Source organism: Pseudomonas sp. AIG (assembly GCF_977020205.1).
On sequence record NZ_CDROCK010000014.1, the window covers coordinates 48698 to 73998 of the forward strand.

The following is a 25301-nucleotide window of genomic DNA, read 5'->3' on the forward strand; positions in this document are numbered from 1 at the left end:
TCAGCTCCGAATCAGTCCCGCCGCCGGAAACGAGCCGTAGGGCAGTGGATTGTTTTCGCCAAAACGCAGCTTGCAGCTGCTCAGGCGTCCACCACACTTGTCCCTGGCCGCGTCGCTGACGATTACGTCATTGGCGTCCGCCACGGGGCCGCCGTTGTAGCCGCAGTACGGACCGCGATAACCGCCGCAACTGAGCCACCAGCAAACATTGGCAACGATTTGCCGACGCGGCAGTTGTACGCCGTTGAAGTCCAGTGCACTGGCGAGTTCGAACTTCACCACTTCACTGTCTTCACTGACCTTGCGCTCGATGTACCAGACATCTGGCGGCAGTTCTTCTTCGGGATCGGCTTCAGGCTGACCATCGAGGTACTTGCCCAACGTGCGATGACGGATCAGCCGCGCCCCGACCAGATCATCGAAATACAACACCAGAGCAGTGATGAAACCACCGACGTTACCAACCGAAAGCGATGGAGTCGGTTGTGTGCCCTGCCCGGTCATTTCAAAGCCTTCGGCCTGAATGGGCCAGGGTGAATACTCCAGGCCTTGCCAGAAAATCGAGGTTTGCTGTGGATAACCGTGGAAGCGGTATAGCTCGGCGCCGAGGCTGGTGGCATCGAGTTCAAACAGCTCGACCCAGGCACCCGGTTCCAGCGCCTGGATATCTGCAGTAATGGACATTTGAATCTCCGGGCAAAGAAAACCCCGCGCAAGGCAGGGTGGTTTTGGCGTCAGGCGTATCCCGATTTACGGGTGAAATGCCTGCTCGAAGGTGGCTACCAAGGTATAGAGACCTGCTCCCATCGGAGTCGGTTGATAACCTTTGCAGCGATAGAGGGCTGGCTCGCTCAACGGTGCCGTCCAGTAAAAAGGCGCGGCTCCGGCGTGACGATCAAGAAACTGCACAATGGATCTGATCCGCACCTCGTCACCGACGAAGGTCAGCGGCCAGGATTGTGTTTTGTTGTTGATGCCGTCTTCGGCCACTTGTTGATAGCCGTCACCAAACTTCGCCGACTTGAGGCGAAACTCGACATTGCCGACAGGCTCAACTTTTGGAAGCCAGCTGAATGTTTCCGTGCTCATGTTTTCTCCGGGCGTGAGTGATTGCAGCCAGCCGCTGATCGTCAGCGGCCGTTGATGGCGGACCAGATCTGCCCACCCGGTTTAAGGTCACGAGCAATCTGTTCGGCGGCACCCAGTTTGGCGGCACCAGCGTAGGCCTTGGCGACGGTTTGCGAGTTCATGTCGCCTGCTACGCTCCCCCCCGAACTGTCACCCACATTGATGGTTTGCTGGATGACTACTTGATGGTTGCTGTTACCGCCCAATGCGCCACCCTGCACCTGCACGCCGAGGGAGCCATCGGAACCTCGACTGAGCGGCATGATGGCTTCCGGTCCGGCTTCGCCAAACATGGCCATTGGGGCCAGTGTCGGCCCCGTGGCGATACCGTTAGTGAACGCACCACCCTTGGCGTGATAACTGATTCCTGCTGTGTTGAGTTGCGGGACGAAGGTGGTGCTCAAACCATCGACTGTGGCTGTCGTCGCTGTCGGTGCGGCAGAGCCGCCGAAATACGACGTTGCCGCGGAGCTCACAAGACCAAACAGCGAGCTCAACCCGCTGGAGACTGCCGTCTGCGCAGCCAGTTTGGCCATATCGCTGAGCACCGACTTGGCAAAATCGGAGAACGAAAACTTGCCTGTCATTGCGAAGGTAGTGACCGCATTCCCCATTGTGTCGAAGGCCTTGGTGAATACCTCTCTGGATTTCGCTGCGACATTGCCGGACTTGTCGAGATAATCGTCCCAAGCAGACGTCGCCCCGTTGAGCCAGTTGCCCTGTGCCTCGGTCATCGCCTCGTAGTTGCTTTGAACCTGGAGAGTCATCTGCTCATGTTCGGCTTTCAACTTGTCGAGCGACGTGCCGTAATCGGCACTTTCCTGAGGTGCGATGCCTCCAGCCGTTGGCGTGTCCAGCGCCTTGCGTGCCAACGCATATTTCTGGTCGATGTCATTCAGCGCTTTCGCACGCTCACTTTTCCGCGAACCCATTCCGAGTTGCGCGGCAGCAAGAGCTCCATTACTGCGCAGCTTATCGAAATCGTCTGAATAGTTGATTTGCTTGCCAGCTTGCTCCTGAACATCGACATAGGTAGCGATGTTCGCTTGGGCAATCGAGTTGGCCGACGCATGCAGCGTTACGCCGATTTTCTTTGCGGCATCCTCGATCTGCTTTTGCATCTGACGCAGTTTTTGTTCGGTGATACGTGACGCCTGAGTCCAGGCTTGTTCAAGGCCGTCGAGGTTCGGCGTCAAACCTGCAGAGGAAGTAACTGCCATGTGCGTTTCTCCGGGCTATGAAAAAACCCGCCGAAACGGGTCATATAAATTTCTGGCTATTGCCATTCCTCAATCGCACGCTCGAGGGAAAGCCCCTGACGCTGCTCATGAGGCATGAAGTCCAGCAGTTCCGCCAGACCGCCGCCCAGCCGGTGGGTCTGTAGCGCAACCATTGCGCTACCCGCCTCCAGCCGCCTACCGGTATGAAGCGATCCATATCGATCAATGTATCGACCCCATGCCAGGGCTTCCTGGTAGGTCATACGTTCCTTGGCTTCGGCAATCGTGCGGCCGCCGACTCCGTTCAGCACCAATTCGTGCCAGAACTCATCGGCGGCAGTCAGTTTTTTACTGCGCTACCGCCTGTGCCATTCACCTCATTGACTGCGTTGAGCAACAGAAACCCTAACGAAGGTTCGAGGTTGTAGGCGTCGTCGTAGGAAAGTGCTTCCGCGCCTTCGGCTCCCAACGAGACCGACGCCGCAATGTAACTCGCGTTCCGGCTCTGTTCGTTTTCACCTTGGGCGAACAGTCGCTCAATCACACCGAACGACTGTCGGCGAATGTGCAACGTGAAAGTGTCAGTGACTTCCTTGCCCGATTGACTATCGAGATGAGTCCAACTCACTTCTTTTTTGATCGGCTGACCGTCGACGATGCCGCCCTTGGCTTTCAGTTGTTTGAGGTTCATGGCTGATCTCAGGCTTTCTTGATCCAGGCGGACCCACCGGTACGCTGGATAGTGACGGTAGTAGTGACGACGGCATTAAGAGCAAAGTTGAATGGGAAGTCCGACACATAACCGTCGAAAGTGAACCAGGTACGAGTCACCGGCAATTCAAAGTCATCGCCCTTGCTGTTTACCCCTGGCACAACATCTTTGCCGTCAGACCAGCCCACGACCCATTTGATGCCAGTGTCGCCGTTGGCCTCGGAAAGTTGATGCAGGCGAATGTGACTGGCGTTAGTCGGATCCGCGTTGAGGCCCAGGCTCGCGGTGCCTGGTGTACGCAGACCTTTCTTATAGGTGCGCTCTTCGGCATTGAGACTGGTGTCTTCAATCTGCTCCGCCGGAGCGCCGCCCGGATCGAAGGATGTAGCGTGCTCGATCTCCAACACGGTGTAAGCACCGGTGCCAGTGGCCGGCGGTACTAGGGCGAAAATTTGGGTACCTTGGGTAAGAATCGACATCTAGCGTTCTCCAATGAACAAAAAACCCGCAAATGCGGGGTTGGGGGTGAAACTCGGTGAGTACTGCCTCAACGTTTTGAAGCAGGCGAATCAGGGTGCGGGCGTACCGTCCAGATAAGGCGGTGCATTGGGGTCCGGCTCCCGACTCTTGATAAGGTCTACCAAAGCCTGGTTACTTTGCGCCAGAACGCGGATGGAGGTATTCAAGGCCGCCTGGCTGTCGGTTTGTGCTTGCAGTGCTGCGATCAATTTATTGATCGCGGCCAGATCTTCGTCATTCATGGTCAGTTTTTCGCTTCGCAAGGGTCATTGATCACTGGGGGGAGTCACTCGGTGGAACTTCGCAGACGCCGATGCGCTTCGCGGCCCAGCGTTCATACAGACCGATGGCGACGTCGGCCCCGGCCATTGCAGTCAGGCAACCAAACGCGCCGGCCGCCCAGATCGACATGCCCGCGGCATACAGCAGCATGATCGCCGACACGCCGCAGATCATGCAGGCGCCGGAGCGCAGGGCCAGACGGCGCAGCAGCGGCCAGCCACGTGCGCCCTCCTTGTCGGCACGCCACATTTCGCCGGACACCCCGCCGACGACGGCAAGGAGGATGACCAGCCAGATCGGCATGTCCGCCAACGCTTGTTGCTCGTTTGTCATGTCACGCCTCCGTAGGTGATTGATGAGTGATGTGTGTTGGGTTCAAGCGATGTCTCTTCAGGTAGGCATTCCAAAAAGCCCGGCGCTCGGGCCAGGCTTTTCAGTAATGCACTCGAGCTTTCGTTCTGACAGCCGCTACTTGATCAGAAGGGCGCTACCGGCCATTCGATCGTGAATGGGTAGTCAGGTTGATTTTTCACAGCGGTGACAGCGATGTAGTACTGCTGGTAAGAAGTCCAGGTTGCCTGTTCTTCTGGCGTGGCGACGCCTAGATTGACCTTGTAATGCACGGGATTGAGATCAAGCCAACTGGACGCAGCACCGATGCGCTGACGAATACGTGTCAAGACGAGATCGGCATAGTCCTGATAAGTTGGCTCCGAGTAGACCCAGCCAGTTGCCGCATACGTAGCCTTCCAGCCCACTTGAACGATGGTGTCCGTTGCAACCTGGTACCAACTGCCCGAGATTCCCTGAGGAGGAGTGAGCGGTATTTCTTCAGACTCGATAATCTCCGCAACCCGGGAAAACGGGTACTGATTACTCATCTCAATGAATACGTAACGATTCATGTTAATTCCTTGTTTGCATTAACAACAGGCATGATTTTCGGCGCTTTCCGACTTTCAATTCATCCGATCGAAATAGGTGTGGCGAGTAAATGAACATGTAAGAAAGCCGGCGACTCCCCGAGCTTTTTATTTTTTAGAAGGGCGCGATTGGCCAGTTGATGGTTGATGGATAACCAGACTGGTTTTTCACTTCGCTGACGGCGACAAAGTACTGCTTGTAAGAAAACAGTGCAGCTTCATCGTCAGGCGTGGCGGTACCGATATCTTTTTTGTATTGCAGTGGATTAAAGGTAAGCCAGTGAATGGCTTTATCAAAACGCTCGTTCATTCGGGCTGTGGCAAGACGCACGTAAGCCTCGTAGTCCGGTTGGGTAAAGACCCACTGAAACGTCTGAAATTGAGCCAGCCAACCCACTTGAACCGCGAGTCCCGCGGTATCAATCCAGCTTCCCCCGCCATTTTCAGGGAAGGGAGGAAAATCTTCCGCATCTACTAGTTGCGTGACGACGTAATAGTTTTGTTGATACACCGTCTCGATAAGGGCATAACGATTCATTGATTCTTCCTCATGTATTTTCAAATCAGTAATTACCTGAAGTTTAAACGCCTGCGAGTTCAGGCAGGCACCCAAACTGCTGTTAGCGGAGCAAACCGGCAATGTGCACTTGTCAGTACGGTACGGTTGGCCAATCAATAGTCACCGGGTAACCTGTTTGCTTATCGATATCGCTGAGAGCAATGCAGTACTGTTTGTACAGAAGTAGCAACGCCTGCTCCTGCGGGTCTGCTACGTTAAGGTCTGCCTTGAATTGCAGAGAGTTGAGCATCAGCCACATCGTGGCCCCATTCAGCAACTCCCACTTCTTTTCCTGAGCGTCATTGCGCAAGTCTTGCTCGGATGGCGCAGTAAACGTCCAGACGCCGTTGAGTGTCGCCTTCCAGCCCACCCGCACTTGCGTATTTCCTGTCACATCGACCCAGGAGGCCATTGCTGATACAAAAGGTGGCTCCGTTTCGCTTTCTTCCAGTTGACTGACTTTGCCGTACTCAATGAGTGCATAAAGGTTCATTTGATACTCCTTGGCTTTTTGATCCGGGGGGTATTACATTCATAAAGGCATTCCAAAAGGCCCGGCGCTCAGGCCAGGCCTTTCAGTAATGCGCTCCTTCGCCTTCCTTCAAATCCTGTGTTCAAGAAGGAAGCTGACTGTTCGGCGCTACTGGCGCGGTACGAGTCCATTCAAATTGTTTTTCCGACCGCGGTCCCTGCCCGCCGGATAACTGCTTCTGGTGCTTTACGCTGCACACCCGGGTCAGTTGCCAACCCTCTGAACCGTTGAGGCCGGTTCATCGCTGCCTGTTCTTGTGGAACTAAAGAGCTTTCTTGCCAGCCGCTTTGTCGAGCGGCTTGGTGGCAAGGATATGCATGTATGCATATCCAGTCAATGCGCAAATGCATTTATTTATGCATTTTAAATGCGTAGATGCATGGAAGCCCCGCAGCTCAAGGGTTTGGCGGTTCCATCAAGGCGAAAAAAAACCCGCCAATGGGCGGGTTTGTCTGAAGAAGGTCGGGTTAGCGGGCGTACATGCCCCACCAGAAGACGTGGCCGAGGATGACGATCTGCTCCTCCTGGACTTCCTGGAAGCTGTAGTCCTCGTCCGGATGCTCATCGCGATTGAAGCTGCGCAGACGGATGCCGGTAGGCAAGCGGTAAAGCTGCTTCACGCGTAACTGGCCGTTGTGATTGATCGCGTACAGGTCACCATCGATGATGTCTCCGATGCCGCACTTGCCCGCGTTGACGCCGACAGTGGCGCCATCACGCAACACTGGCAACATACTGTTGCCACGTACTGTCACGCACTTGGCCTGGTCGAACTGCACACCGTTATGGCGCAGGCTACGCTTGCCGAAGCGCAGGCTAGAGCGCTCGCTCTCTTCGATGACGAATCTTCCTGATCCAGCAGCCAATTCAACCTCGCGAAGGAACGGCACCGATACTTCGTCATCATCGACGGGCGTATCGTCGTCCCACAGCATTATGTCCTTGAGTTCCGCGTGTACATCATCACGCGCGGCTCCGGCCGACGGCGCGACATCTGCGCGCCCGCGCAATTGATCGGTGCTCACGGCGAAGTACTCGGCGATCTTCGAAATGTGTTTATCCGAGGGATCGACGATCTTCCCGCTGAGAATCCGCGAGAGAGTGGATTGAGGCACGCCGGTGCGACGGTGGAGCTCCGTGGGGGAGATCCCGTGCTGGTCGAGCAGTGCTCTTAAGACGGAGGCTACGTTGCGTTTTTGCATAACGCGCATAGTGCTTGAAGTTATTCGCGAAGACAAATGCTGATTTGCATATTTAACGCATAACTATGAATTCAGCCTAAAAATGATATTGCCGAGCCATCATTCTGCATTGAATAACGGCCCGGTTGTAACTTGTAGTCAGCTTCTGACGCGTCGCGCGGCAGCATTGGCTTTTTTCAGTCGATCGGTTCTGGCCTTCCTGTCGTAATCGTCCTTGGCGCCCATGATTCCACCGGCAGCATGCACCCAGTCGGTGGCGGTGCAGCCAGAGATCAGCACAGCAGAAGTAAAGACTGAAGCAAAGATAAGGATGTTTTTCATAGTCGATTTTCCGGTGTCACTGATGAGCACGTTGAATTGCAGAGTTGAAAGAGAAAACCTGCTGCGGTTCGTTGGTGGTGGTTGCCCCTTTACTCATCCATGAGCTTTTGCAGTTTTGTCTGAGCCCGTTCGAGCCTGGCTTCCTGTTTTTTGATGACTTTCACATCACCGTACTGACGCGCGGCATCCAGATAGTTCTGTCTGCGTCGCACTTCGGCTGCGGCCTTTTGGATGGCGCTTGAACGGTCATTTTGCGCGGAGGGTTCTTGGCAATAACGCTCGACATTGGCAAGTGCCTGCTCTAAACCGGATTGGCGATAAACATTGTCCGCCGCCTCAGCGCGCTCAATCTGCAACACAAGTTCGGCGCGGCGCTGTGCGCAACTTTCCCGCGCGCCAGCCCATGAACTATCGATGATCAAAACACTACCCATCAGCAGAGACAGATGCCAAAACAGACTCGGTCTCATAAAACAAATCCCATATAATTTTTTTCTCCAGCGCGTCCACGGAAGTAGTTCACCCGAGACCATGCCTTACGACAACCTAACGTTTCTCGCACACCAGAAAGTGCCGCCATCATTATGTCGCGACAGCGAGTTCTGCACATCGGGAAGTGTTCGACCATCCACGCCACTGGTACGTAAACATGATCGAAGCAAAGCAAAACCGGAGTGTGATCGGACAACGTGGAAAAACTGATGTCCTTTTCTTTTCCAGCAATAACCGCCGGCACAAACACAATACCTTCGCGGTTTATTGCAATCGATCGCTTCCAGGCGGGAGACTTGGCCCCGTGAGAACTGCGCACGCAAAACCAGAGCATTTATAACCTTCCTCAACAGCTTAAACATCATCATGTCATTCAAGGCAACTAAACAGCCGCACTGCGGCTGACTCTCCGGTAGTCGCAGGGGCTGTTGGCTTGACTCGAATCACATTAACAACGCTGGGCCGTCGAGGCCTTACCGGCATCTTACTCAGTCTTACTTACTCGCCCAGAGGCCTTGCACCTCAAGGGTTTGCGCTAGCGAGGGACGTGGCATACGCCATTGATCAGGTTATTGATATTGTAATAATACTCGGCATCGGAGAAGTAATTGAACGTCACCATACCGCCTTGAAAACCTCTTTCCATAAAAGGAAGTTCATCGCCGGCGGTGTCCGCATCAAACTTTACAATCGAACGCGTCTTGAACAGAAACCTGGAAGTGTCCAGATGTGTCAGTACAATCTCAAACTTTCGATCATAGGTATAAACTTTGCCTTCAGGGGTTTTGACGACGTAGTACACATAAAGAGCGCCCTCCTTTGGATCGATCGTCATATCACCAACGCCATGCCAACGGACTTTGTGATCATGAGTATGGACAAAATCGATGGATGCAAAACAGGGTGCACGTGGAATATCGCGATTAATAAAATAGAAATATTTTATAATCAGAGCACCAAAGATGCATACAGACAAGACGCCAAACAGTGCGATTACTTTTTTCCAACGAGTTGGTAGTTCACGCATATCGCCTCCCCCTTACTTTCCGGCTTGATACACTTGACCAGTAATTGGGAGAGCGGTTTTCGCACATAGTAGTTAATATCGGACAATACAATGGGTGGTTCAAACTCACTGAGCGCTTCGACAATATCCTCTTTGGACATTTTTTCACTTTCTTCTACATACAATTTCGCTTCGCCTTCTTGCCAGATGAGTTTCCACTCCTCCAGATCAGCAGGTTTTTTAAACAGCAGGTAAGCGTAAAAGACAGGAAGAGCAATCGCCGGCACCAGGATTGCTGGCAAAAGGAAGCGCCAGTAACGACTGAATGGCTTTTTCACCGAGGGAGCGTCGACGATGAATGGTTCAGCATCGTTTACCAGCGCGGGCGGCGACTCAGAGGCTTGAGTCTGCGCGCTGACCAACCGGATTTCACACAACAGCACCACGCCACGGCGAGGCAAGGTCTTGAGACTGTCCCGAGGCAACCCGACGTCAGCGAAATGTGCGCGGAGCATGTGCAGGGTCTTGTAATAACTGCTGTCGGAAATCACCAGCCCGCGCTCCCCCCAAACCCTGGAGATGAGCTGTTCCTTATCGGTCACGCCGGCTATCAGCGCCAGCAGCAGATCGCTTTCATTGCTGCCCAGCAAAGCTGACCGCCGCGCCCGGCTGAGGGTCATTTTTTCTGCATCGTAGTAACAATCGCTCGCTGACGCTTGTGAGCCGATGCCCTCTGACTGTTCCAAGCTGCGTCCTCAACTGATCTGCAATCCTCGAATTCCGATCATTCGATAGCTTTTCGGCACTATAGGACACAATGCCAACCCGAGCGGCCGCGCGTTGCTGCATCCACCTCAAAAAAACTTCATACTCCGTCCCATTGAATCAACCCACGGGCCGCATCGCTGGCAAACACTCGCTATTTCGTAGATGCAAACGACCCCGTTTTTGCCTTGTCACTTTTTCCGGTAAAGCTAAACCTCTGATGAATAAAGCTATTTCAGACCTGTCCTCCCACACCCCGATGATGCAGCAGTACTGGCGCCTGAAGAATCAGCACCCGGATCAGCTGATGTTCTATCGCATGGGCGACTTCTACGAGATCTTCTACGAAGACGCGAAGAAGGCTGCCAAGTTGCTCGACATCACCCTGACCGCGCGCGGGCAGTCGGCGGGACAGGCGATTCCGATGTGTGGCATTCCTTACCACGCAGCGGAAGGCTATCTGGCGAAGCTGGTCAAGCTTGGCGAGTCGGTGGTGATCTGCGAGCAGGTCGGCGACCCGGCCACCAGCAAAGGCCCGGTGGAACGTCAGGTGGTGCGCATCCTCACGCCAGGAACGGTCAGTGACGAGGCGCTGCTCGACGAGCGCCGCGACAACCTGATCGCTGCGCTGCTGGGTGACGAGCGTCTGTTCGGCCTCGCCGTGCTGGACATCACCAGCGGCAGTTTCAGCGTGTCGGAAATCAAAGGCTGGGAGAACCTGCTCGCGGAACTGGAGCGGATCAACCCGGTGGAGCTGCTGATCCCGGATGACTGGCCGAGGGACTTGCCAGCGGAAAAACGCCGTGGCGTCAGTCGTCGTGCGCCGTGGGATTTCGAGCGTGATTCAGCACTGAAAAGCCTTTGCCAGCAGTTCTCCACCCAAGACCTGAAAGGCTTTGGCTGCGAGAACCTGACCCTGGCCATCGGCGCTGCTGGTTGCCTGCTGGCCTACGCCAAGGAAACCCAGCGCACCGCCCTGCCCCACCTGCGCAGCCTGCGCCACGAACGCCTCGACGACACCGTAGTGCTGGACGGTGCGAGCCGCCGCAACCTGGAACTCGACACCAACCTGGCCGGTGGCCGCGACAACACCCTGCAATCGGTGGTCGATCGCTGCCAGACCGCCATGGGCAGCCGTTTGCTGACCCGTTGGCTGAACCGTCCGTTGCGCGACTTGACCGTGTTGCTGGCGCGCCAGACCTCAATAACATGCCTGCTTGATCGCTATCGCTTCGAAAAGCTGCAACCGCAGCTTAAGGAAATCGGCGACATCGAGCGAATTCTCGCGCGGATCGGCCTGCGTAATGCCCGCCCTCGTGACCTCGCGCGCCTGCGTGACGCGCTCGGCGCGCTGCCAGAACTGCAAGTGGCGATGACCGATCTGGAAGCGCCGCACCTGCAAGGTTTGGCGACGATCACCAGCACTTATCCGGAACTGGCGGCATTGCTGGAAAAAGCCATCATCGACAACCCGCCAGCGGTGATCCGTGACGGCGGCGTGTTGAAAACCGGCTATGACAGCGAACTCGACGAGCTGCAATCGCTGAGCGAAAACGCCGGCCAGTTCCTCATCGATCTCGAAGCCCGCGAGAAAGCCCGCACCGGTCTGAGCCACCTGAAAGTCGGCTATAACCGCATTCACGGCTACTTCATCGAATTGCCGAGCAAGCAGGCCGAATCAGCCCCGGCGGATTACATCCGGCGCCAGACGTTAAAAGGCGCCGAGCGTTTCATCACGCCTGAACTGAAAGAATTCGAAGACAAGGCGCTGTCGGCCAAGAGCCGTGCCCTCGCCCGCGAGAAGATGCTCTACGAGGCGCTGCTGGAAGACCTGATCAGCCAGTTGCCGCCGCTGCAGGACACCGCCGGCGCGCTGGCCGAACTGGACGTGTTGAGTAACCTCGCCGAACGTGCACTGAACCTCGACCTGAACTGCCCGCGCTTCGTCAGCGAGCCGTGCATGCGCATCACTCAGGGTCGTCACCCGGTGGTCGAGCAAGTGTTGACCACGCCGTTTGTGGCCAACGACCTCAGTCTGGATGACAACACACGCATGCTGGTGATCACCGGCCCGAACATGGGCGGTAAATCTACCTACATGCGCCAAACCGCATTGATCGTGCTGCTGGCGCACATTGGCAGCTTCGTGCCGGCAGCCAGTTGCGAACTGTCGCTGGTCGACCGCATCTTCACCCGTATCGGCTCCAGCGACGACTTGGCCGGTGGTCGTTCGACCTTCATGGTCGAGATGAGCGAAACCGCCAACATCCTGCACAACGCCACCGAGCGCAGCCTGGTGCTGATGGACGAAGTCGGTCGCGGCACCAGCACCTTCGACGGTCTGTCGCTGGCATGGGCCGCGGCGGAGCGTCTGGCGCATCTGCGCGCGTATACGCTGTTCGCCACCCACTACTTCGAACTGACCGTGTTGCCGGAAGCCGAACCCTTGGTGGCCAACGTTCACCTCAACGCCACCGAGCACAACGAGCGCATCGTCTTCCTGCACCACGTACTGCCAGGCCCCGCCAGTCAGAGCTATGGACTTGCGGTGGCGCAATTGGCCGGCGTGCCAAGCGAAGTGATCGTGCGTGCCCGCGAGCACCTGAGCCGACTGGAAGAAACCGCTTTGCCGCATGAAGCGCCAAAACCGGTCGCCAAGGGCAAACCGGCGACGCCGCAACAAAGCGACATGTTCGCCAGTCTGCCGCACCCGGTGCTCGATGAGCTGGCTAAACTGGATCTGGATGACCTGACCCCGCGCCGTGCACTCGAAATGCTCTATGCACTGAAGAACCGGATATAAGCACTGAAGAAGCGGATATAACGCAAACGGCTTCAAGCTGTTAGAATCTCGCGCGGTTTGGGATGCTGCTGGCTAATAGCCTGGCCAGCAGGTATCGCTCCCGAACCTGGCGACCCCAACCGTGAAGGGGCAACGCTGCCGCCGCCTGAGGAGAAAATTAGAAATGACCTTCGTCGTCACCGACAACTGCATCAAGTGCAAGTACACCGACTGCGTAGAAGTCTGTCCGGTGGACTGCTTTTACGAAGGCCCGAACTTCCTGGTGATTCACCCGGATGAGTGCATCGACTGCGCCCTGTGCGAACCGGAATGCCCGGCTGTAGCAATCTTCTCCGAGGACGAAGTTCCGGAAGAGATGCAGGAGTTCATTCAACTGAACGTTGATCTGGCCGAAATCTGGCCAAACATCACCGAGAAGAAAGAATCGCTGCCGGATGCCGAAGAGTGGGATGGCGTCAAAGGCAAGATCAAAGACCTCGAACGCTGATCTGCCCCGCGCTCGAATGAAAAGGCCCATCGCGGGCCTTTTTGCTTTTCTGTGTTTTGCTTTTCTGCGAGCAAAAAAAAGGGGCGGTATGACCCGCCCACATTTTTTCCCTATTCCCTGTATTCCTTTTCATCGTCCTGATGAATCGCGTCCTGCGATGTCCATTCCCCTCTTCCTTGAAGGGCGTGTCTGTCCGTCGACACAACCCAGATACTAGAGAATTCCCCAGCGAGAGCAATCGGCCGCGAGTTCAGAAAAGCGCTGTAATAAGCACTTCACATTAAAAAATAAATATATAAATCAACAAGTTAAATTGAATCTTCAAGAGCAGTCGACGTCTGCCGTCTGGGAAAAATAGGGAACACTTACGAAAGAGTAAGCCAAGGCTTACACCGCGAGACTACAAACGATGGAAATGCCGACCGTACGTCTGGCTATGAACAGGGGGTCGAAGATGATCAACAGATTCAGAGGCAACAAAAAGCCCCGACCAGTCGGGGCTTTTTGCGGGCGGACGTGTAAGGCGCTTACTGAAACAGCGACTCGCTCGACAGGCCGTTCTTCTCAAGGATTTCACGAAGGCGCTTGAGACCTTCCACCTGGATCTGCCGCACCCGTTCCCGGGTCAGGCCGATCTCCAGGCCTACATCTTCCAGCGTGCTGCTCTCGTGACCGCGCAGGCCGAAGCGACGTACCACCACTTCGCGCTGCTTGTCGGTCAGCTCCGACAGCCATTGATCAATGCTCTGCGACAGATCGTCGTCCTGCAGCAGTTCACAAGGATCGGTCGGACGATCATCAGTGAGGGTGTCCAGCAGGGTTTTATCCGAATCCGGACCCAGCGAGACGTCGACCGAAGAAACCCGTTCGTTCAGGCCCAGCATGCGCTTGACCTCACCTACCGGTTTTTCCAGCAGGTTGGCGATTTCTTCGGGTGAAGGTTCGTGGTCGAGTTTTTGCGTCAGCTCCCGTGCGGCCCGCAGGTACACGTTGAGCTCCTTGACCACATGAATCGGCAACCGGATGGTCCGGGTCTGATTCATGATGGCGCGCTCGATGGTTTGACGAATCCACCAGGTTGCGTAGGTCGAGAAGCGGAAGCCGCGCTCGGGATCGAACTTTTCCACCGCCCGGATCAGCCCGAGGTTGCCCTCTTCGATCAGATCCAGCAGCGACAGCCCCCGATTGACGTAACGCCGGGCGATTTTGACCACCAGCCGCAGGTTACTTTCGATCATGCGCTTGCGCCCGGCCGGATCGCCACTTTGCGACAAGCGCGCAAAATGAACTTCTTCCTCGGGAGAGAGCAATGGGGAAAAGCCGATTTCGTTGAGATACAGCTGCGTGGCATCAAGTGCACGCGTGTAGTCGATGTACTTATGTTGTTTAAGTGAAGCGGAGTGTTTGGATTTGGAACGAACGGAAGGTGGAGCAGCCCCTTCATCATTCGACATCGAATCCGAATCGATGCCGGTCTCCATAAGGAGAACCTCATCGTCGATGTCAAACTCCGGCACTTCTTTACTGAGAGCCATTGTTATAGTCCTTTGGTGAGTTCGACCCCAAGCTCAAGCGACGCCTTTATCCTTGGCAGCGCTGGAGCCTGTCCCCTCTACGTGACGGAACAGGCTGGCTTACAAATCAACGTCTTGGCAGGAACTGCAGCGGATCTACAGGTTTACCTTGGCGGCGAATCTCAAAATGCAGTTTCACCCGGTCTGTACCCGTTGACCCCATTTCGGCAATTGTCTGTCCGACCTTGACCTGCTGTCCCTCCCGAACCAACAGCCTGCGGTTATGGCCGTAGGCACTGACGTAGGTTTCGCTGTGTTTGATGATGACTAATTCGCCGTAGCCCCTTAAGCCACTCCCGGCGTATACCACCGTCCCATCAGACGCAGCTAAAACAGGCTGTCCCAAATCTCCGGCGATATCAATTCCTTTATTCAAACTACCGTTTGAAGAGAATTTTCCAATCAGAATGCCATTAGATGGCCATCCCCAGCCGGTCGGGGCCGGGCCTGCCGGAGGCAGTGGCGCGGGTGCTTGCTTGTTGGCGACGGACGGTGCAACGCCCGCAGAACCGCCAGCAGAACCGGTGGTTGTGGTGGTCGTCGTGCCATTTGCCTGACGCCGGATTACCGTGGTTTTGCTCGACGAAGAAGGCGAAGAACTGCTGTTGCTCACCACCGCCGTCGGCGTTGAACCGGTGCGGCCATCGAAGCGAATTGTCTGACCCGGATGGATCGTATAGGGCGTAGGAATATTGTTCCGGGCAGCGAGGGCTTTGTAGTCCCAACCGTAGCGAAACGCGATCGAAAACATCGTATCGCCCGGACGGACTACATACTGCCCGGTCGTCACGGTAGGACGCTGGGCGACCGCGTTGTTGCGATCGACCACCCGCACATTGCTCGATTTGGTGCTGGAGCAACCGACCAGCAAGGTGCTCAAGACAAGGCCAGTCACCAGGCGCTGAAAGCTCGTGTTACCCATACGCTGCGCAATGACTGTGAGACTCACCCGCCGCTCCCTTTGTGGTGGCTGAAAAATGTGAAATGCCGCGATTCGGCATGAGGTGTCGCAAGTATAACGGGCCGGATCGGCTTTACCTTTAATGAAGCGAAATCGCTTCGCGCACACGTTTGCCAGCTGACAATCTGCTGCGTTTAAACCATCGTCGCCGAAGTAAGACACAGGCGAACGAAAGGAATTCAGCACACGCAAACAAATGCTCAGGCCAGCGGCCCATTGAGCAACGGCACGAAACGAACAGCCCCCAGAACGTGTCGGGAAAAGCCGTTTTCCTCACGCACGATCAGCAACAATTGCTGCACCTCCCCGGAGCCCACCGGAATCACCATGCGCCCGCCCGGAGCCAATTGATCGAGCAAGGCTTGCGGTACATCCGTGGCCACGGCGGTGACGATGATGCCGTTATACGGCGCCAGCGCCGGCCACCCTTCCCAACCATCGCCCCAGCGGAACACCACGTTGCGCAGATTCAGTTCAACCAAGCGTTCCTTGGCACGGTCCTGCAGCACTTTGATGCGCTCGACCGAGAACACTCGCTCGACCAGTTGCGACAACACCGCAGTCTGGTAACCGGAACCGGTGCCAATCTCGAGCACCTTATCCAGCGGCCCCGCCTCCAACAGCAGCTCGCTCATGCGCGCCACCATATAAGGCTGGGAAATGGTCTGGTTATTGCCAATCGGCAGCGCCGTGTCTTCATAGGCTCGATGGGCCAGCGCTTCATCGACGAACAGGTGACGCGGCGTCCGTCGAATCACTTCCAGCACTTTGGCGTTGGACACACCCTCTTCGTACAGCCGCTGAATCAGACGCTCACGGGTGCGTTGAGAGGTCATGCCGATGCCGCTGCGCAGCCTGTCTTCGTGTTCACGGGCCATCAGCGCAGTCCCTCCAGCCAGCCGTCGAGACTTCTGAAGGCGTCATTGAAGGTGCGATCGAGCTGCAACGGCGTAATGGAAACGTAGCCCTGCATCACCGCATGAAAATCGGTGCCCGGGCCGCCATCTTCGGCATCGCCGGCAGCGGCAATCCAGTAACCGGCCTTGCCACGCGGATCCACCACTTTCATCGGTGCTGCCGCGCGGGCGCGATGGCCGAGTCGGGTCAGTTGGATACCACGAATGTGATCGAGGGGCAGATTGGGAATGTTCACGTTGAGCACCGTGCGCGGTGGCAGATCGAGCCCGGCATGGGCCTCGACCAGTTTGCGCGCAAAGTACGCCGCCGTCGGCAGATTATCCACCTGCCGCGAAACCAGCGAAAAAGCGAACGACGGACGCTCGAGGAAACGCCCCTCAAGAGCGGCCGCCACAGTTCCGGAATACAGTACGTCATCGCCAAGGTTGGCACCGAGGTTGATCCCGGAAACCACCATGTCCGCCTCGCGCTCCAGCAAGCCGTTCAGGCCCAGGTGCACGCAGTCGGTCGGTGTGCCATTGAGGCTGATAAAGCCGTTGGCCAGATATTGCGGGTGCAGCGGACGGTCGAGCGTCAGCGAACTGCTGGCGCCGCTTTTGTCCTGCTCCGGGGCGATAACCACGCATTCGGTGTAATCCGCCAGCGCAGCATAAAGCGCGGCGAGACCGGGTGCAGTTACCCCATCGTCGTTAGAAATCAGAATACGCATGGGCTGTCCGTCTGCCCCACCGGCACCAGATCAACGAGCTCGCGCACCAATACAGTGGCGAAGCATCCGGCCGGGAGGACGAATTCCAGTTGCAGAATGTCAGGCTGGGGATAATGCCACGTCAACCCGCCAATGGGCAGCCGCAGGATGCGACGTTCGTGGCTCATACCGGCGTTGATCAACCAATCGCGCAGATCCGCTTCACTCGCGGCAACCCTCTGCTCCAGATCATGGACAGCGCCTGCGGTCGGCGAGTCACCTGCGCCCCACTGCGGGCCGGTCGGATGCAAGTCAAGAATGGCCAGACGCGGATCACTGCACTCCGCCTCACCGGCCGGGAAAAAACTGCGGCTGTCGGTGAAGGCCAGCAGATCGCCGACCTGGGCTTTTTGCCAGGTGCCATCGGCTACCCGTGCGGCGAGTACCTTGTTGAAGAGAAAACTGCGCGCGGTCGAGAGCAGGCGCGAACGCACATTACGTTGCTCCGGCAAGGCCTTGCGCGCCGCCCACGAACGGGCATCAACGACGTTGCCGCCGTCATGGCCGAAACGCTGGGCGCCGAAATAATTGGGGATGCCTTGTTGGGCGATCAGTTGCAGGCGCTGTTCAATCGCCGCTTTGTCGCCTGCGAACTGAGTCAGGCGCAAAGTGAAACCATTGGCCGAATGCGCGCCGCGTTGCAGCTTGCGCTTGTGCCGGGTGGTCTTGAGGATCTTCAGCGTATCGTTTTCCGCCGCCGACAGATCCGGATCTGCCTTGCCCGGCAATTGCACGCTGAACCACTGACGGGTCAGCGCCTGACGATCCTTGAGCCCGGCATAGCTGACGGTGCGCAACGGCACGCTAGCAGCCTTGGCGATACGCCGTGCGGCCTCTTCAGTGTTCAGGCCGCGCTTTTCGACCCAGATCCACAGGTGTTCGCCGTCGCCGCTGAACGGGATGTCGAGGACTTCATCGACCTGAAAATCTTCAGCGATGGCTTTCAGTACCGCCGTGCCGAGGGGTTCACCATAGGCCCGCGGGCCGAGCAATTGCAGTTCATTCATGCGCGCAGCAACAAGGCAACGGAGTGCACGGCGATGCCTTCTTCGCGACCGACAAAGCCAAGCTTTTCGGTGGTGGTAGCTTTCACGTTCACTTGATCCAACTCAACTTGAAGATCCGCCGCGATCAGCGCGCGCATCGATTCGATATGCGGGGCCATTTTTGGCGCCTGGGCAACGATGGTGTTATCGACGTTGCCGACTTTCCAGCCTTTGGCATGGATCAGCGCGACCACGTGACGCAGCAGAGCACGGCTGTCAGCGCCCTTGAATTGCGGGTCGGTGTCCGGGAAGTGTTTGCCGATATCACCCAGCGCCGCAGCGCCGAGCAAGGCATCGCTCAAGGCGTGCAGCAGGACGTCACCGTCGGAATGAGCGAGCAGCCCGAAGCTGTGTGCAATGCGCACGCCGCCCAGAGTAATGAAATCGCCTTCAGCGAAACGGTGCACATCATAGCCGTGGCCAATACGCATAAAAAAAACGCCCCGATTTTTGTCAGGGCGTGATTCTACCTGCATTAACCGCGCAGGGCGCGTGCGTGATGCTGCAAGTGGTCGTCTATAAAGCTTGAGATGAAGAAATAGCTGTGGTCGTAGCCCGGTTGCAGGCGCAACGTCAGCGGATGGCCCGCTTGTTTTGCCGCTTGTTGCAAGGCTTCGGGTTTGAGCTGGGTAGCGAGGAAGTCATCGCGATCGCCTTGATCGACCAGCAGCGGCAGTTTTTCATCCGCTTCAGCGATCAGCACACAGGCATCCCACTCTTTCCACTTCGAACGGTCTTCCCCCAGATAGCGGGAGAAAGCCTTCTGTCCCCATGGGCAATCCATCGGGTTGTTGATCGGCGAAAATGCCGACACCGATTGGTAACGTCCCGGATTGCGCAATGCACAGACCAGCGCACCGTGGCCGCCCATCGAGTGTCCGCTGATGCTGCGTTTATCCGACGCGGGGAAATGCGCTTCAACCAGTGAAGGCAATTCCTGCACGACATAGTCATGCATCCGATAGTGGCGCGACCAGGGTTCCTGGATGGCATTGAGATAAAACCCGGCGCCGAGGCCGAAATCCCACGCGCCATCCGGATCGCCCGGCACGTCCGGCCCGCGAGGGCTGGTATCCGGCGCAACGATAATCAGGCCAAGCTCGGCAGCCATGCGCATCGCGCCGGCCTTTTGCATGAAGTTCTCGTCGGTGCAGGTCAGGCCGGACAGCCAGTACAGCACCGGCAGTTTGCCGCCCTGCTCCGCTTGCGGCGGCAGGTACACGGCGAACACCATGTCGCAACCGAGCACATCGGAGCGATGGCGGTAACGCTTGTACCAGCCGCCAAAACTTTTCTGACAGGAGATGTTTTCCAGGCTCATGTAAAGACTCCTACGCGGTCACGGCAACACGCCTTCACGACGTGTCGCCATATCCCGGCGATTGATCAGAAATGAATGACAGTACGGATGCTCTTGCCTTCGTGCATCAGGTCGAACGCTTTGTTGATGTCTTCCAGACCCATGGTGTGGGTGATGAACGTATCCAACGGAATCTCGCCGCTCTGCGCCATGTCGACGTAGCTTGGCAACTCGGTACGACCGCGCACGCCGCCGAACGCCGAACCGCGCCAGACGCGACCGGTCACCAACTGGAACGGACGGGTTGAAATTTCCTGGCCGGCACCGGCCACACCGATGATCACCGACTCCCCCCAACCTTTGTGGCAGCACTCGAGTGCTGCGCGCATCAGTTGCACGTTGCCGATGCATTCGAAGGAGAAGTCGACGCCGCCATCGGTCATGTCGACGATCACTTCCTGGATCGGACGATCGAAGTCCTTCGGGTTCACGCAGTCGGTGGCGCCGAGTTGTTTCGCGATCTCGAATTTGGCCGGATTGATGTCGATGGCGATGATGCGCGCAGCCTTGGCTTTTACCGCGCCGATCACAGCCGACAGACCGATGCCGCCCAGGCCGAAGATGGCCACGGTGTCACCTGGCTTGACCTTGGCGGTGTTGAGCACGGCACCAATGCCGGTGGTGACGCCACAGCCCAGCAGGCAGACCTTTTCCAGTGGCGCATCTTTGGAGATCTTGGCCACGGAGATTTCCGGCAACACGGTGTATTCCGAGAATGTCGAAGTACCCATGTAGTGGAAAATCGTTTCGCCCTTGTAGGAAAAGCGCGAAGTGCCGTCCGGCATTAAACCTTTACCCTGAGTGGCGCGAATCGCCTGACACAGGTTGGTCTTTCCCGACTTACAGAATTTGCACTGGCCGCATTCCGGGGTGTACAGCGGAATCACGTGATCGCCAACGGCAACCGAAGTCACGCCCTCGCCGATCGCTTCAACGATGGCGCCACCTTCGTGGCCGAGGATCGACGGAAAGATGCCTTCCGGATCAGCGCCGGACAGGGTGTAGGCGTCAGTGTGGCAAACCCCGGAAGCCACCACACGCAGCAACACTTCACCGGCCTTGGGCATGGCGACATCGACTTCTACGATTTCCAGCGGCTTCTTGGCCTCGAAGGCAACGGCGGCGCGCGACTTGATCATGCTGACTCTCCAGTGAATACATTGAATAAAAAACCAGACAAGGAGTGTAATACATGGCTTTACGATGAATAATCCGGACAAAAGCAAAACATTATTGCCATACAGGGATAATCCCGATGTCCGAAAACCGCTGGGAAGGCATCGACGAGTTCGTCGCCGTTGCTGAATGCAGCCAGTTCACCGCCGCTGCCGAACGTCTTGGAGTTTCGTCTTCACATATCAGTCGACAAATCGTACGGCTGGAAGAGCGCTTGCAGACGCGCCTGCTCTATCGCAGTACTCGGCGGGTGACGCTGACCGAGGCCGGGCAGACTTTTCTGCAACATTGCCAACGCTTGCAGGATGGTCGCGAGGAAGCCCTGCGTGCGGTAGGCGACCTGACCAGCGAACCGAAAGGCATGCTGCGCATGACGTGTGCCGTGGCTTACGGCGAACGTTTTATCGTGCCGTTGGTGACGCGGTTCATGGGGCTTTATCCTCAGTTGCGCATCGATATCGAATTGAGCAATCGACAACTTGATCTGGTGCATGAAGGTCTGGATCTGGCGATTCGCTTGGGTCGCTTGCAGGACTCGCGGTTGGTCGCAACACGCCTGGCGCCAAGGCGAATGTATCTTTGCGCGTCACCGTCCTACGTTGAGCGGTACGGTCGCCCGCATAGCTTGTCGGAATTGAGTCGGCACAATTGCCTGATCGGCAGCACAGATATCTGGCAGCTTGAGCAAAATGGTCGGGAGTTTTCCCAACGGGTGCAAGGCAACTGGCGCTGCAACAGTGGGCAAGCGGTACTGGACGCAGCGCTTCAGGGGGTTGGGCTGTGTCAGTTGCCGGATTATTACGTGCTGGAGCATTTGCACAGTGGCGCGTTGATTTCGTTGCTGGAGGCGCATCAGCCGCCGAATACGGCGGTATGGGCGCTGTATCCGCAGCAGCGGCATTTGTCGCCGAAGGTGCGCAAGTTGGTGGATTTTTTGAAGGTAGGGTTGGCTGAGCGGCCGGAGTATCGGAGCTGAGTGATGGGTTGCCTGAACTATCGCTTTCGCGAGCAGGCTCGCTCCCACAGGGGATCGGCGGTGAATGCAAATTGGGGTCAGGCGCAAATCAAATGTGGGAGCGAGCTTGCTCGCGAAGGCTGCGGAATAAGCGCCACAGCAATCAGCGGCGATTAGCCCAACGCTGGCGCAACCATTCCAGATCTTCAGGCCGGGTCACCTTGAGGTTATCCGCCCGCCCTTCAATCAGACGCGGCGCCAGACCGGCCCACTCCATCGCCGAGGCCTCATCAGTAATCACAGCATCAGCAACGAGACTGTCCGCCAACGCCCGATGCAACGCGCCGAGGCGAAACATCTGCGGCGTGTACGCCTGCCAGATCACACTACGATCCACGGTCTCAACCACCCGACCGTGCTTGTCGACCCGCTTCAACGTGTCGCGCGCCGGCACCGCGAGCAAACCGCCCACCGGGTCATCTGCCAGTTCATCGAGTAACTTGTCGAGATCTTCGCGACTCAGATTCGGCCGTGCCGCATCGTGCACCAGTACCCAATCCTCATCATCGGCACCCTGCGCATGCAAATGCAGCAAGGCATTGAGCACCGAGCCGGAACGCTCGGCCCCGCCCTCAACCCGTTGAATGCGCGGATCGCTGACGCAAGCCAGGTTCGGCCAATAAGGATCATCAACAGCAAGACTGACCACCAGCCCTTTGAGGCTCGGGTGATCGAGGAAACAGCCGAGGCTGTGTTCGAGAATTGTGCGCCCGCCCAGTTGCAGATATTGCTTGGGACGGTCCGCGGCCATTCGGGCACCGACGCCCGCAGCGGGAATAACGGCCCAGAAGGCCGGCAGGGAATTGATCATTGGGCCAACTGGTAAAGGGTTTCGCCGTCCTTGACCATGCCCAGTTCGTGACGAGCCCGTTCTTCAACGGTCTCCATGCCCTTTTTCAACTCGCTGACTTCAGCGTCCATCACTCGGTTGCGCTCCAGCAAACCTTCGTTCTCGGCATGTTGATCAGCAATCTGCTGATTCAGCTCGGCGACTTGCGCCAGACTGCCATTGCCCACCCACAGGCGGTACTGCAGACCGGCCAGTAGCAAGAGCAAAACGAGAAACAACCAGTAAGGACTGCGCATCGAATATCAGGTATCCAGTGAAAAAAGACAGCCACGCCAAAACTTTGAAGCATCTGATAGCACGAAGCCTGGAAGACCCAGGCTTGTGCTGTTAAGGCATCAGATTAGTGGCAAATCCATCGCTGTCACGACTTTTTCGACACAATCCGGTGTCCTTCCATCGATTTGTACTTAGCCGCGGAACTCGCTGCGACCGTTGTACTTGGCCTTGCCATTCAACTGCTCTTCGATACGCAGCAGTTGGTTGTACTTGGAAACGCGGTCGGAACGGCACAGCGAACCGGTCTTGATCTGGCCAGCCGAGGTGCCCACAGCCAGGTCGGCAATGGTCGAATCTTCGGTTTCGCCCGAACGGTGCGAGATCACGGCAGTGTAACCGGCAGCCTTGGCCATCTGGATGGCTTCCAGGGTTTCGGTCAGAGTGCCGATCTGGTTGAACTTGATCAGGATCGAGTTGGCGATGTTTTTATCGATGCCCTCTTTCAGGATCTTGGTGTTGGTCACGAACAGGTCGTCGCCGACCAGTTGAACCTTCTCGCCGATCTTGTCGGTGAGGATCTTCCAGCCAGCCCAGTCAGACTCGTCCAGACCATCTTCGATCGAGATGATCGGATAACGTTCGGTCAGGCCTTTCAGGTAGTCAGCAAAACCTTCGGCGGTGAACACCTGGCCTTCGCCGGACAGGTTGTACTTGCCGTCTTCGTAGAATTCGCTGGCCGCGCAGTCCAGAGCCAGGGTCACGTCGGTGCCCAGCTTGTAACCGGCGTTGGCAACGGCTTCGGAGATCACTTTCAAAGCGTCTTCGTTGGACGCCAGGTTCGGTGCGAAACCGCCTTCGTCGCCAACGGCAGTGCTCAGGCCACGAGCCTTCAGCACAGCTTTCAAGTGATGGAAAATCTCGGTGCCCATGCGCAGACCTTCCGAGAACGACTTGGCGCCAACCGGCTGCACCATGAATTCCTGGATGTCGACGTTGTTATCGGCGTGCTCGCCACCGTTGATGATGTTCATCATCGGCACCGGCATCGAGTACACACCCGGGGTGCCGTTGAGGTTGGCGATGTGTGCGTACAGCGGCAGATCCTGGTCCTGTGCAGCCGCCTTGGCCGCAGCCAGGGACACGGCGAGGATGGCGTTGGCGCCCAGGGTCGCTTTGTTTTCGGTACCGTCGAGCTTGATCATCGCGTGATCCAGGGCTTTCTGGTCGCTTGGGTCGGTGCCCAGCAGCAGATCGCGGATCGGACCGTTGATGTTGGCTACCGCTTTGAGCACGCCCTTGCCCAGGTAACGGCTCTTGTCGCCATCACGCAGCTCGAGCGCTTCACGCGAGCCAGTGGATGCACCGGACGGCGCGCAAGCGCTGCCGATGATGCCGTTGTCGAGAAGCACGTCCGCTTCCACGGTGGGATTGCCACGGGAGTCGAGAACTTCACGACCTTTGATGTCGACGATTTTTGCCATTGTTGTAAACACTCCAAAGTTGACGAAAACGACGCAGCTAGAGGAAATCTTTTTACCGTCGGCAAGGGGTGTGCAGCGGGCAGACTTGCAGACGATAACGCTCATGCCCGAGGGCATGAGCGACAAATCGTGCGGTACTTTACCGGAGAATTGAGTGTTACGCGGTTTCTACCGTCGGAAAACTCTTAACCAGTTCGTCCAACGCTTTGAGCTGGGCCAGGAATGGCTCCAGTTTGTCCAGACGCAAGGCGCAAGGGCCGTCGCATTTGGCGTTGTCCGGATCCGGATGCGCTTCGAGGAACAGGCCCGCCAGCGACTGGCTCATGCCGGCCTTGGCCAGATCCAGAACCTGTGCACGGCGACCGCCGGCGGAATCGGCACGACCACCCGGCATTTGCAGCGCGTGGGTCACGTCGAAGAATACCGGGTACTCGAACTGCTTCATGATGCTGAAGCCGAGCATGTCGACCACGAGGTTGTTATAGCCGAAGCTCGAACCACGCTCGCAGAGGATCAATTGATCGTTACCCGCTTCGACGCACTTGTTCAGGATGTGTTTCATCTCCTGAGGCGCGAGGAACTGGGCTTTCTTGATGTTGATCACTGCATTGGTCTTGGCCATCGCGACGACCAGATCGGTCTGGCGCGACAGGAAGGCCGGCAGTTGAATGATGTCGCAGACCTCAGCGACGACCGCGGCCTGTTCAGGCTCGTGGACGTCGGTAATGATCGGTACGCCGAAGGCTTGTTTGATGTCCTGGAAGATGCGCATGCCCTCTTCCAGGCCAGGACCGCGATAGGAGGTCACAGAAGAACGGTTGGCCTTGTCGAAACTGGCCTTGAACACGTAAGGGATACCGAGTTTTTCGGTGACCTTCACATACTCTTCGCAAACCTGCATGGCCATGTCACGGCTTTCCAGCACGTTCATGCCGCCGAACAGCACCATGGGTTTGTCGTTGGCAATTTCGATGTCGCCGACGCGGATGATCTTCTGTGCCATCG

Annotated in this window: 32 protein-coding genes; 3 read left to right on the top strand and 29 right to left on the bottom strand. The window is 56.9% G+C overall.

The window, feature by feature from the left end:
* From ACWR1S_RS11140 to ACWR1S_RS11220, 17 genes are all read right to left on the bottom strand, one after another.
* A complete protein-coding gene (locus ACWR1S_RS11140; RefSeq protein ID WP_186622079.1) occupies positions 1-684 on the bottom strand; it encodes a phage minor tail protein L in 684 nt (227 codons plus the stop codon).
* A gap of 66 nt (positions 685-750) precedes the next feature.
* Positions 751-1089: a phage tail protein gene (locus ACWR1S_RS11145; RefSeq protein ID WP_186622077.1), complete on the bottom strand. Its 339-nt coding sequence runs from the start codon at positions 1087-1089 to the stop codon at positions 751-753.
* 41 nt (positions 1090-1130) lie between these two features.
* Positions 1131-2348, bottom strand: a complete 1218-nt coding sequence (locus ACWR1S_RS11150; protein ID WP_454563513.1) for a phage tail tape measure protein — start codon at positions 2346-2348, stop codon at positions 1131-1133.
* Positions 2349-2404: 56 nt separating this feature from the next.
* Positions 2405-2659: a hypothetical protein gene (locus ACWR1S_RS11155; protein ID WP_454563514.1), complete on the bottom strand. Its 255-nt coding sequence runs from the start codon at positions 2657-2659 to the stop codon at positions 2405-2407.
* A gap of 29 nt (positions 2660-2688) precedes the next feature.
* Positions 2689-3039: a phage tail assembly chaperone family protein, TAC gene (locus tag ACWR1S_RS11160; RefSeq protein WP_127926034.1), complete on the bottom strand. Its 351-nt coding sequence runs from the start codon at positions 3037-3039 to the stop codon at positions 2689-2691.
* An 8-nt stretch (positions 3040-3047) separates the two neighbouring features.
* On the bottom strand, positions 3048-3539 hold the full coding sequence (locus ACWR1S_RS11165; protein ID WP_454563515.1) for a phage tail tube protein: 492 nt from the start codon (positions 3537-3539) through the stop codon (positions 3048-3050).
* 90 nt (positions 3540-3629) lie between these two features.
* On the bottom strand, positions 3630-3821 hold the full coding sequence (locus ACWR1S_RS11170) for a hypothetical protein (RefSeq protein ID WP_454563516.1): 192 nt from the start codon (positions 3819-3821) through the stop codon (positions 3630-3632).
* Positions 3822-3852: 31 nt separating this feature from the next.
* Positions 3853-4194 carry a phage holin family protein gene (locus ACWR1S_RS11175; RefSeq protein WP_454563517.1) on the bottom strand — a complete coding sequence of 114 codons (342 nt, stop codon included), beginning with the start codon at positions 4192-4194 and terminating at the stop codon, positions 3853-3855.
* Between the two features lie 143 nt (positions 4195-4337).
* Positions 4338-4766: a phage tail protein gene (locus tag ACWR1S_RS11180; protein ID WP_454563518.1), complete on the bottom strand. Its 429-nt coding sequence runs from the start codon at positions 4764-4766 to the stop codon at positions 4338-4340.
* A 133-nt stretch (positions 4767-4899) separates the two neighbouring features.
* Entirely contained in the window at positions 4900-5322 is a 423-nt protein-coding gene (locus ACWR1S_RS11185; protein WP_454563519.1) for a tail fiber assembly protein, read from the bottom strand.
* A gap of 112 nt (positions 5323-5434) precedes the next feature.
* Positions 5435-5836: a tail fiber assembly protein gene (locus ACWR1S_RS11190; RefSeq protein ID WP_454563520.1), complete on the bottom strand. Its 402-nt coding sequence runs from the start codon at positions 5834-5836 to the stop codon at positions 5435-5437.
* 506 nt (positions 5837-6342) lie between these two features.
* Positions 6343-7077 (bottom strand): XRE family transcriptional regulator, encoded by a 735-nt coding sequence (locus tag ACWR1S_RS11195; RefSeq protein ID WP_454563521.1) that lies wholly within the window; start codon positions 7075-7077, stop codon positions 6343-6345.
* A 138-nt stretch (positions 7078-7215) separates the two neighbouring features.
* The gene (locus ACWR1S_RS11200; protein WP_454563522.1) at positions 7216-7398 is read right to left on the bottom strand and encodes a hypothetical protein; all 183 of its coding nucleotides are present in this window, start codon (positions 7396-7398) and stop codon (positions 7216-7218) included.
* Positions 7399-7487: 89 nt separating this feature from the next.
* A complete protein-coding gene (locus ACWR1S_RS11205; RefSeq protein ID WP_454563523.1) occupies positions 7488-7868 on the bottom strand; it encodes a DUF1090 domain-containing protein in 381 nt (126 codons plus the stop codon).
* The gene (locus ACWR1S_RS11210; RefSeq protein ID WP_454563524.1) at positions 7865-8224 is read right to left on the bottom strand and encodes a hypothetical protein; all 360 of its coding nucleotides are present in this window, start codon (positions 8222-8224) and stop codon (positions 7865-7867) included. Before ACWR1S_RS11210 ends, ACWR1S_RS11205 begins: the two co-directional genes overlap by 4 nt.
* A 201-nt stretch (positions 8225-8425) precedes the next feature.
* Positions 8426-8917, bottom strand: a complete 492-nt coding sequence (locus ACWR1S_RS11215; RefSeq protein ID WP_454563525.1) for a hypothetical protein — start codon at positions 8915-8917, stop codon at positions 8426-8428.
* Positions 8884-9642, bottom strand: a complete 759-nt coding sequence (locus ACWR1S_RS11220; RefSeq protein ID WP_454563526.1) for a winged helix-turn-helix domain-containing protein — start codon at positions 9640-9642, stop codon at positions 8884-8886. Before ACWR1S_RS11220 ends, ACWR1S_RS11215 begins: the two co-directional genes overlap by 34 nt.
* Before the next feature lie 251 nt (positions 9643-9893).
* Here ACWR1S_RS11220 and mutS point away from each other — a divergent pair, with 251 nt between their 5' ends.
* Both mutS and fdxA read left to right on the top strand, forming a co-directional pair.
* Entirely contained in the window at positions 9894-12464 is a 2571-nt protein-coding gene (gene mutS, locus ACWR1S_RS11225; protein WP_454563552.1) for a DNA mismatch repair protein MutS, read from the top strand.
* Between the two features lie 163 nt (positions 12465-12627).
* Positions 12628-12951, top strand: coding sequence for a ferredoxin FdxA (gene fdxA, locus ACWR1S_RS11230; protein ID WP_008077096.1), 324 nt, complete (start codon positions 12628-12630; stop codon positions 12949-12951).
* A gap of 527 nt (positions 12952-13478) precedes the next feature.
* Here fdxA and rpoS read toward each other — a convergent pair.
* From rpoS to ACWR1S_RS11270, 8 genes are all read right to left on the bottom strand, one after another.
* Positions 13479-14486, bottom strand: coding sequence for an RNA polymerase sigma factor RpoS (rpoS, locus tag ACWR1S_RS11235; protein WP_007908828.1), 1008 nt, complete (start codon positions 14484-14486; stop codon positions 13479-13481).
* A 106-nt stretch (positions 14487-14592) separates the two neighbouring features.
* A complete protein-coding gene (locus ACWR1S_RS11240) occupies positions 14593-15474 on the bottom strand; it encodes a peptidoglycan DD-metalloendopeptidase family protein (protein ID WP_454563553.1) in 882 nt (293 codons plus the stop codon).
* 212 nt (positions 15475-15686) lie between these two features.
* Complete coding sequence (locus ACWR1S_RS11245) at positions 15687-16322, bottom strand: protein-L-isoaspartate(D-aspartate) O-methyltransferase (RefSeq protein WP_171057346.1); 636 nt, start codon at positions 16320-16322, stop codon at positions 15687-15689.
* Between the two features lie 41 nt (positions 16323-16363).
* The gene (surE, locus tag ACWR1S_RS11250) at positions 16364-17113 is read right to left on the bottom strand and encodes a 5'/3'-nucleotidase SurE (RefSeq protein ID WP_454563527.1); all 750 of its coding nucleotides are present in this window, start codon (positions 17111-17113) and stop codon (positions 16364-16366) included.
* A complete protein-coding gene (gene truD / locus ACWR1S_RS11255; protein ID WP_454563528.1) occupies positions 17101-18159 on the bottom strand; it encodes a tRNA pseudouridine(13) synthase TruD in 1059 nt (352 codons plus the stop codon). The genes surE and truD overlap by 13 nt, the downstream gene beginning before the upstream one ends.
* Entirely contained in the window at positions 18156-18629 is a 474-nt protein-coding gene (ispF, locus tag ACWR1S_RS11260; RefSeq protein ID WP_034149878.1) for a 2-C-methyl-D-erythritol 2,4-cyclodiphosphate synthase, read from the bottom strand. The genes truD and ispF overlap by 4 nt, the downstream gene beginning before the upstream one ends.
* Positions 18630-18673: 44 nt before the next feature.
* Positions 18674-19519: an S-formylglutathione hydrolase gene (gene fghA / locus ACWR1S_RS11265; RefSeq protein WP_454563529.1), complete on the bottom strand. Its 846-nt coding sequence runs from the start codon at positions 19517-19519 to the stop codon at positions 18674-18676.
* A gap of 65 nt (positions 19520-19584) precedes the next feature.
* On the bottom strand, positions 19585-20697 hold the full coding sequence (locus ACWR1S_RS11270) for an S-(hydroxymethyl)glutathione dehydrogenase/class III alcohol dehydrogenase (protein ID WP_008081726.1): 1113 nt from the start codon (positions 20695-20697) through the stop codon (positions 19585-19587).
* 116 nt (positions 20698-20813) lie between these two features.
* Here ACWR1S_RS11270 and ACWR1S_RS11275 point away from each other — a divergent pair, with 116 nt between their 5' ends.
* On the top strand, positions 20814-21710 hold the full coding sequence (locus ACWR1S_RS11275; RefSeq protein ID WP_454563530.1) for a LysR substrate-binding domain-containing protein: 897 nt from the start codon (positions 20814-20816) through the stop codon (positions 21708-21710).
* Positions 21711-21852: 142 nt separating this feature from the next.
* On the opposite strand, the gene ispD is transcribed toward ACWR1S_RS11275, so the two are convergent.
* The 4 genes from ispD to kdsA all read right to left on the bottom strand — a co-directional run bounded on the left by ispD (position 21853) and on the right by kdsA (position 25299).
* On the bottom strand, positions 21853-22560 hold the full coding sequence (ispD, locus tag ACWR1S_RS11280) for a 2-C-methyl-D-erythritol 4-phosphate cytidylyltransferase (protein ID WP_186612500.1): 708 nt from the start codon (positions 22558-22560) through the stop codon (positions 21853-21855).
* Positions 22557-22835 (bottom strand): cell division protein FtsB, encoded by a 279-nt coding sequence (ftsB, locus tag ACWR1S_RS11285; protein WP_007908838.1) that lies wholly within the window; start codon positions 22833-22835, stop codon positions 22557-22559. Before ftsB ends, ispD begins: the two co-directional genes overlap by 4 nt.
* Before the next feature lie 171 nt (positions 22836-23006).
* Positions 23007-24296, bottom strand: coding sequence for a phosphopyruvate hydratase (gene eno / locus ACWR1S_RS11290; protein ID WP_007908839.1), 1290 nt, complete (start codon positions 24294-24296; stop codon positions 23007-23009).
* A 157-nt stretch (positions 24297-24453) separates the two neighbouring features.
* Entirely contained in the window at positions 24454-25299 is an 846-nt protein-coding gene (gene kdsA, locus ACWR1S_RS11295) for a 3-deoxy-8-phosphooctulonate synthase (protein WP_454563531.1), read from the bottom strand.
* Positions 25300-25301: the final 2 nt, after the last annotated feature.

What these genes read in the sequence shown, in the direction of transcription:
- ACWR1S_RS11140 (WP_186622079.1), bottom strand. Translation starts at nt 684, where the DNA reads ATGTCCATTACTGCAGATATCCAGGCGCTGGAACCGGGTGCCTGGGTC.
- ACWR1S_RS11145 (WP_186622077.1), bottom strand. Translation starts at nt 1,089, where the DNA reads ATGAGCACGGAAACATTCAGCTGGCTTCCAAAAGTTGAGCCTGTCGGC.
- ACWR1S_RS11150 (WP_454563513.1), bottom strand. Translation starts at nt 2,348, where the DNA reads ATGGCAGTTACTTCCTCTGCAGGTTTGACGCCGAACCTCGACGGCCTT.
- ACWR1S_RS11160 (WP_127926034.1), bottom strand. Translation starts at nt 3,039, where the DNA reads ATGAACCTCAAACAACTGAAAGCCAAGGGCGGCATCGTCGACGGTCAG.
- ACWR1S_RS11165 (WP_454563515.1), bottom strand. Translation starts at nt 3,539, where the DNA reads ATGTCGATTCTTACCCAAGGTACCCAAATTTTCGCCCTAGTACCGCCG.
- ACWR1S_RS11170 (WP_454563516.1), bottom strand. Translation starts at nt 3,821, where the DNA reads ATGAATGACGAAGATCTGGCCGCGATCAATAAATTGATCGCAGCACTG.
- ACWR1S_RS11175 (WP_454563517.1), bottom strand. Translation starts at nt 4,194, where the DNA reads ATGACAAACGAGCAACAAGCGTTGGCGGACATGCCGATCTGGCTGGTC.
- ACWR1S_RS11180 (WP_454563518.1), bottom strand. Translation starts at nt 4,766, where the DNA reads ATGAATCGTTACGTATTCATTGAGATGAGTAATCAGTACCCGTTTTCC.
- ACWR1S_RS11185 (WP_454563519.1), bottom strand. Translation starts at nt 5,322, where the DNA reads ATGAATCGTTATGCCCTTATCGAGACGGTGTATCAACAAAACTATTAC.
- ACWR1S_RS11190 (WP_454563520.1), bottom strand. Translation starts at nt 5,836, where the DNA reads ATGAACCTTTATGCACTCATTGAGTACGGCAAAGTCAGTCAACTGGAA.
- ACWR1S_RS11195 (WP_454563521.1), bottom strand. Translation starts at nt 7,077, where the DNA reads ATGCAAAAACGCAACGTAGCCTCCGTCTTAAGAGCACTGCTCGACCAG.
- ACWR1S_RS11200 (WP_454563522.1), bottom strand. Translation starts at nt 7,398, where the DNA reads ATGAAAAACATCCTTATCTTTGCTTCAGTCTTTACTTCTGCTGTGCTG.
- ACWR1S_RS11205 (WP_454563523.1), bottom strand. Translation starts at nt 7,868, where the DNA reads ATGAGACCGAGTCTGTTTTGGCATCTGTCTCTGCTGATGGGTAGTGTT.
- ACWR1S_RS11210 (WP_454563524.1), bottom strand. Translation starts at nt 8,224, where the DNA reads ATGCTCTGGTTTTGCGTGCGCAGTTCTCACGGGGCCAAGTCTCCCGCC.
- ACWR1S_RS11215 (WP_454563525.1), bottom strand. Translation starts at nt 8,917, where the DNA reads ATGCGTGAACTACCAACTCGTTGGAAAAAAGTAATCGCACTGTTTGGC.
- fdxA (WP_008077096.1), top strand. Translation starts at nt 12,628, where the DNA reads ATGACCTTCGTCGTCACCGACAACTGCATCAAGTGCAAGTACACCGAC.
- rpoS (WP_007908828.1), bottom strand. Translation starts at nt 14,486, where the DNA reads ATGGCTCTCAGTAAAGAAGTGCCGGAGTTTGACATCGACGATGAGGTT.
- ACWR1S_RS11245 (WP_171057346.1), bottom strand. Translation starts at nt 16,322, where the DNA reads ATGACCTCTCAACGCACCCGTGAGCGTCTGATTCAGCGGCTGTACGAA.
- surE (WP_454563527.1), bottom strand. Translation starts at nt 17,113, where the DNA reads ATGCGTATTCTGATTTCTAACGACGATGGGGTAACTGCACCCGGTCTC.
- truD (WP_454563528.1), bottom strand. Translation starts at nt 18,159, where the DNA reads ATGAATGAACTGCAATTGCTCGGCCCGCGGGCCTATGGTGAACCCCTC.
- ispF (WP_034149878.1), bottom strand. Translation starts at nt 18,629, where the DNA reads ATGCGTATTGGCCACGGCTATGATGTGCACCGTTTCGCTGAAGGCGAT.
- fghA (WP_454563529.1), bottom strand. Translation starts at nt 19,519, where the DNA reads ATGAGCCTGGAAAACATCTCCTGTCAGAAAAGTTTTGGCGGCTGGTAC.
- ACWR1S_RS11270 (WP_008081726.1), bottom strand. Translation starts at nt 20,697, where the DNA reads ATGATCAAGTCGCGCGCCGCCGTTGCCTTCGAGGCCAAGAAGCCGCTG.
- ACWR1S_RS11275 (WP_454563530.1), top strand. Translation starts at nt 20,814, where the DNA reads ATGTCCGAAAACCGCTGGGAAGGCATCGACGAGTTCGTCGCCGTTGCT.
- ispD (WP_186612500.1), bottom strand. Translation starts at nt 22,560, where the DNA reads ATGATCAATTCCCTGCCGGCCTTCTGGGCCGTTATTCCCGCTGCGGGC.
- ftsB (WP_007908838.1), bottom strand. Translation starts at nt 22,835, where the DNA reads ATGCGCAGTCCTTACTGGTTGTTTCTCGTTTTGCTCTTGCTACTGGCC.
- eno (WP_007908839.1), bottom strand. Translation starts at nt 24,296, where the DNA reads ATGGCAAAAATCGTCGACATCAAAGGTCGTGAAGTTCTCGACTCCCGT.
- kdsA (WP_454563531.1), bottom strand. Translation starts at nt 25,299, where the DNA reads ATGGCACAGAAGATCATCCGCGTCGGCGACATCGAAATTGCCAACGAC.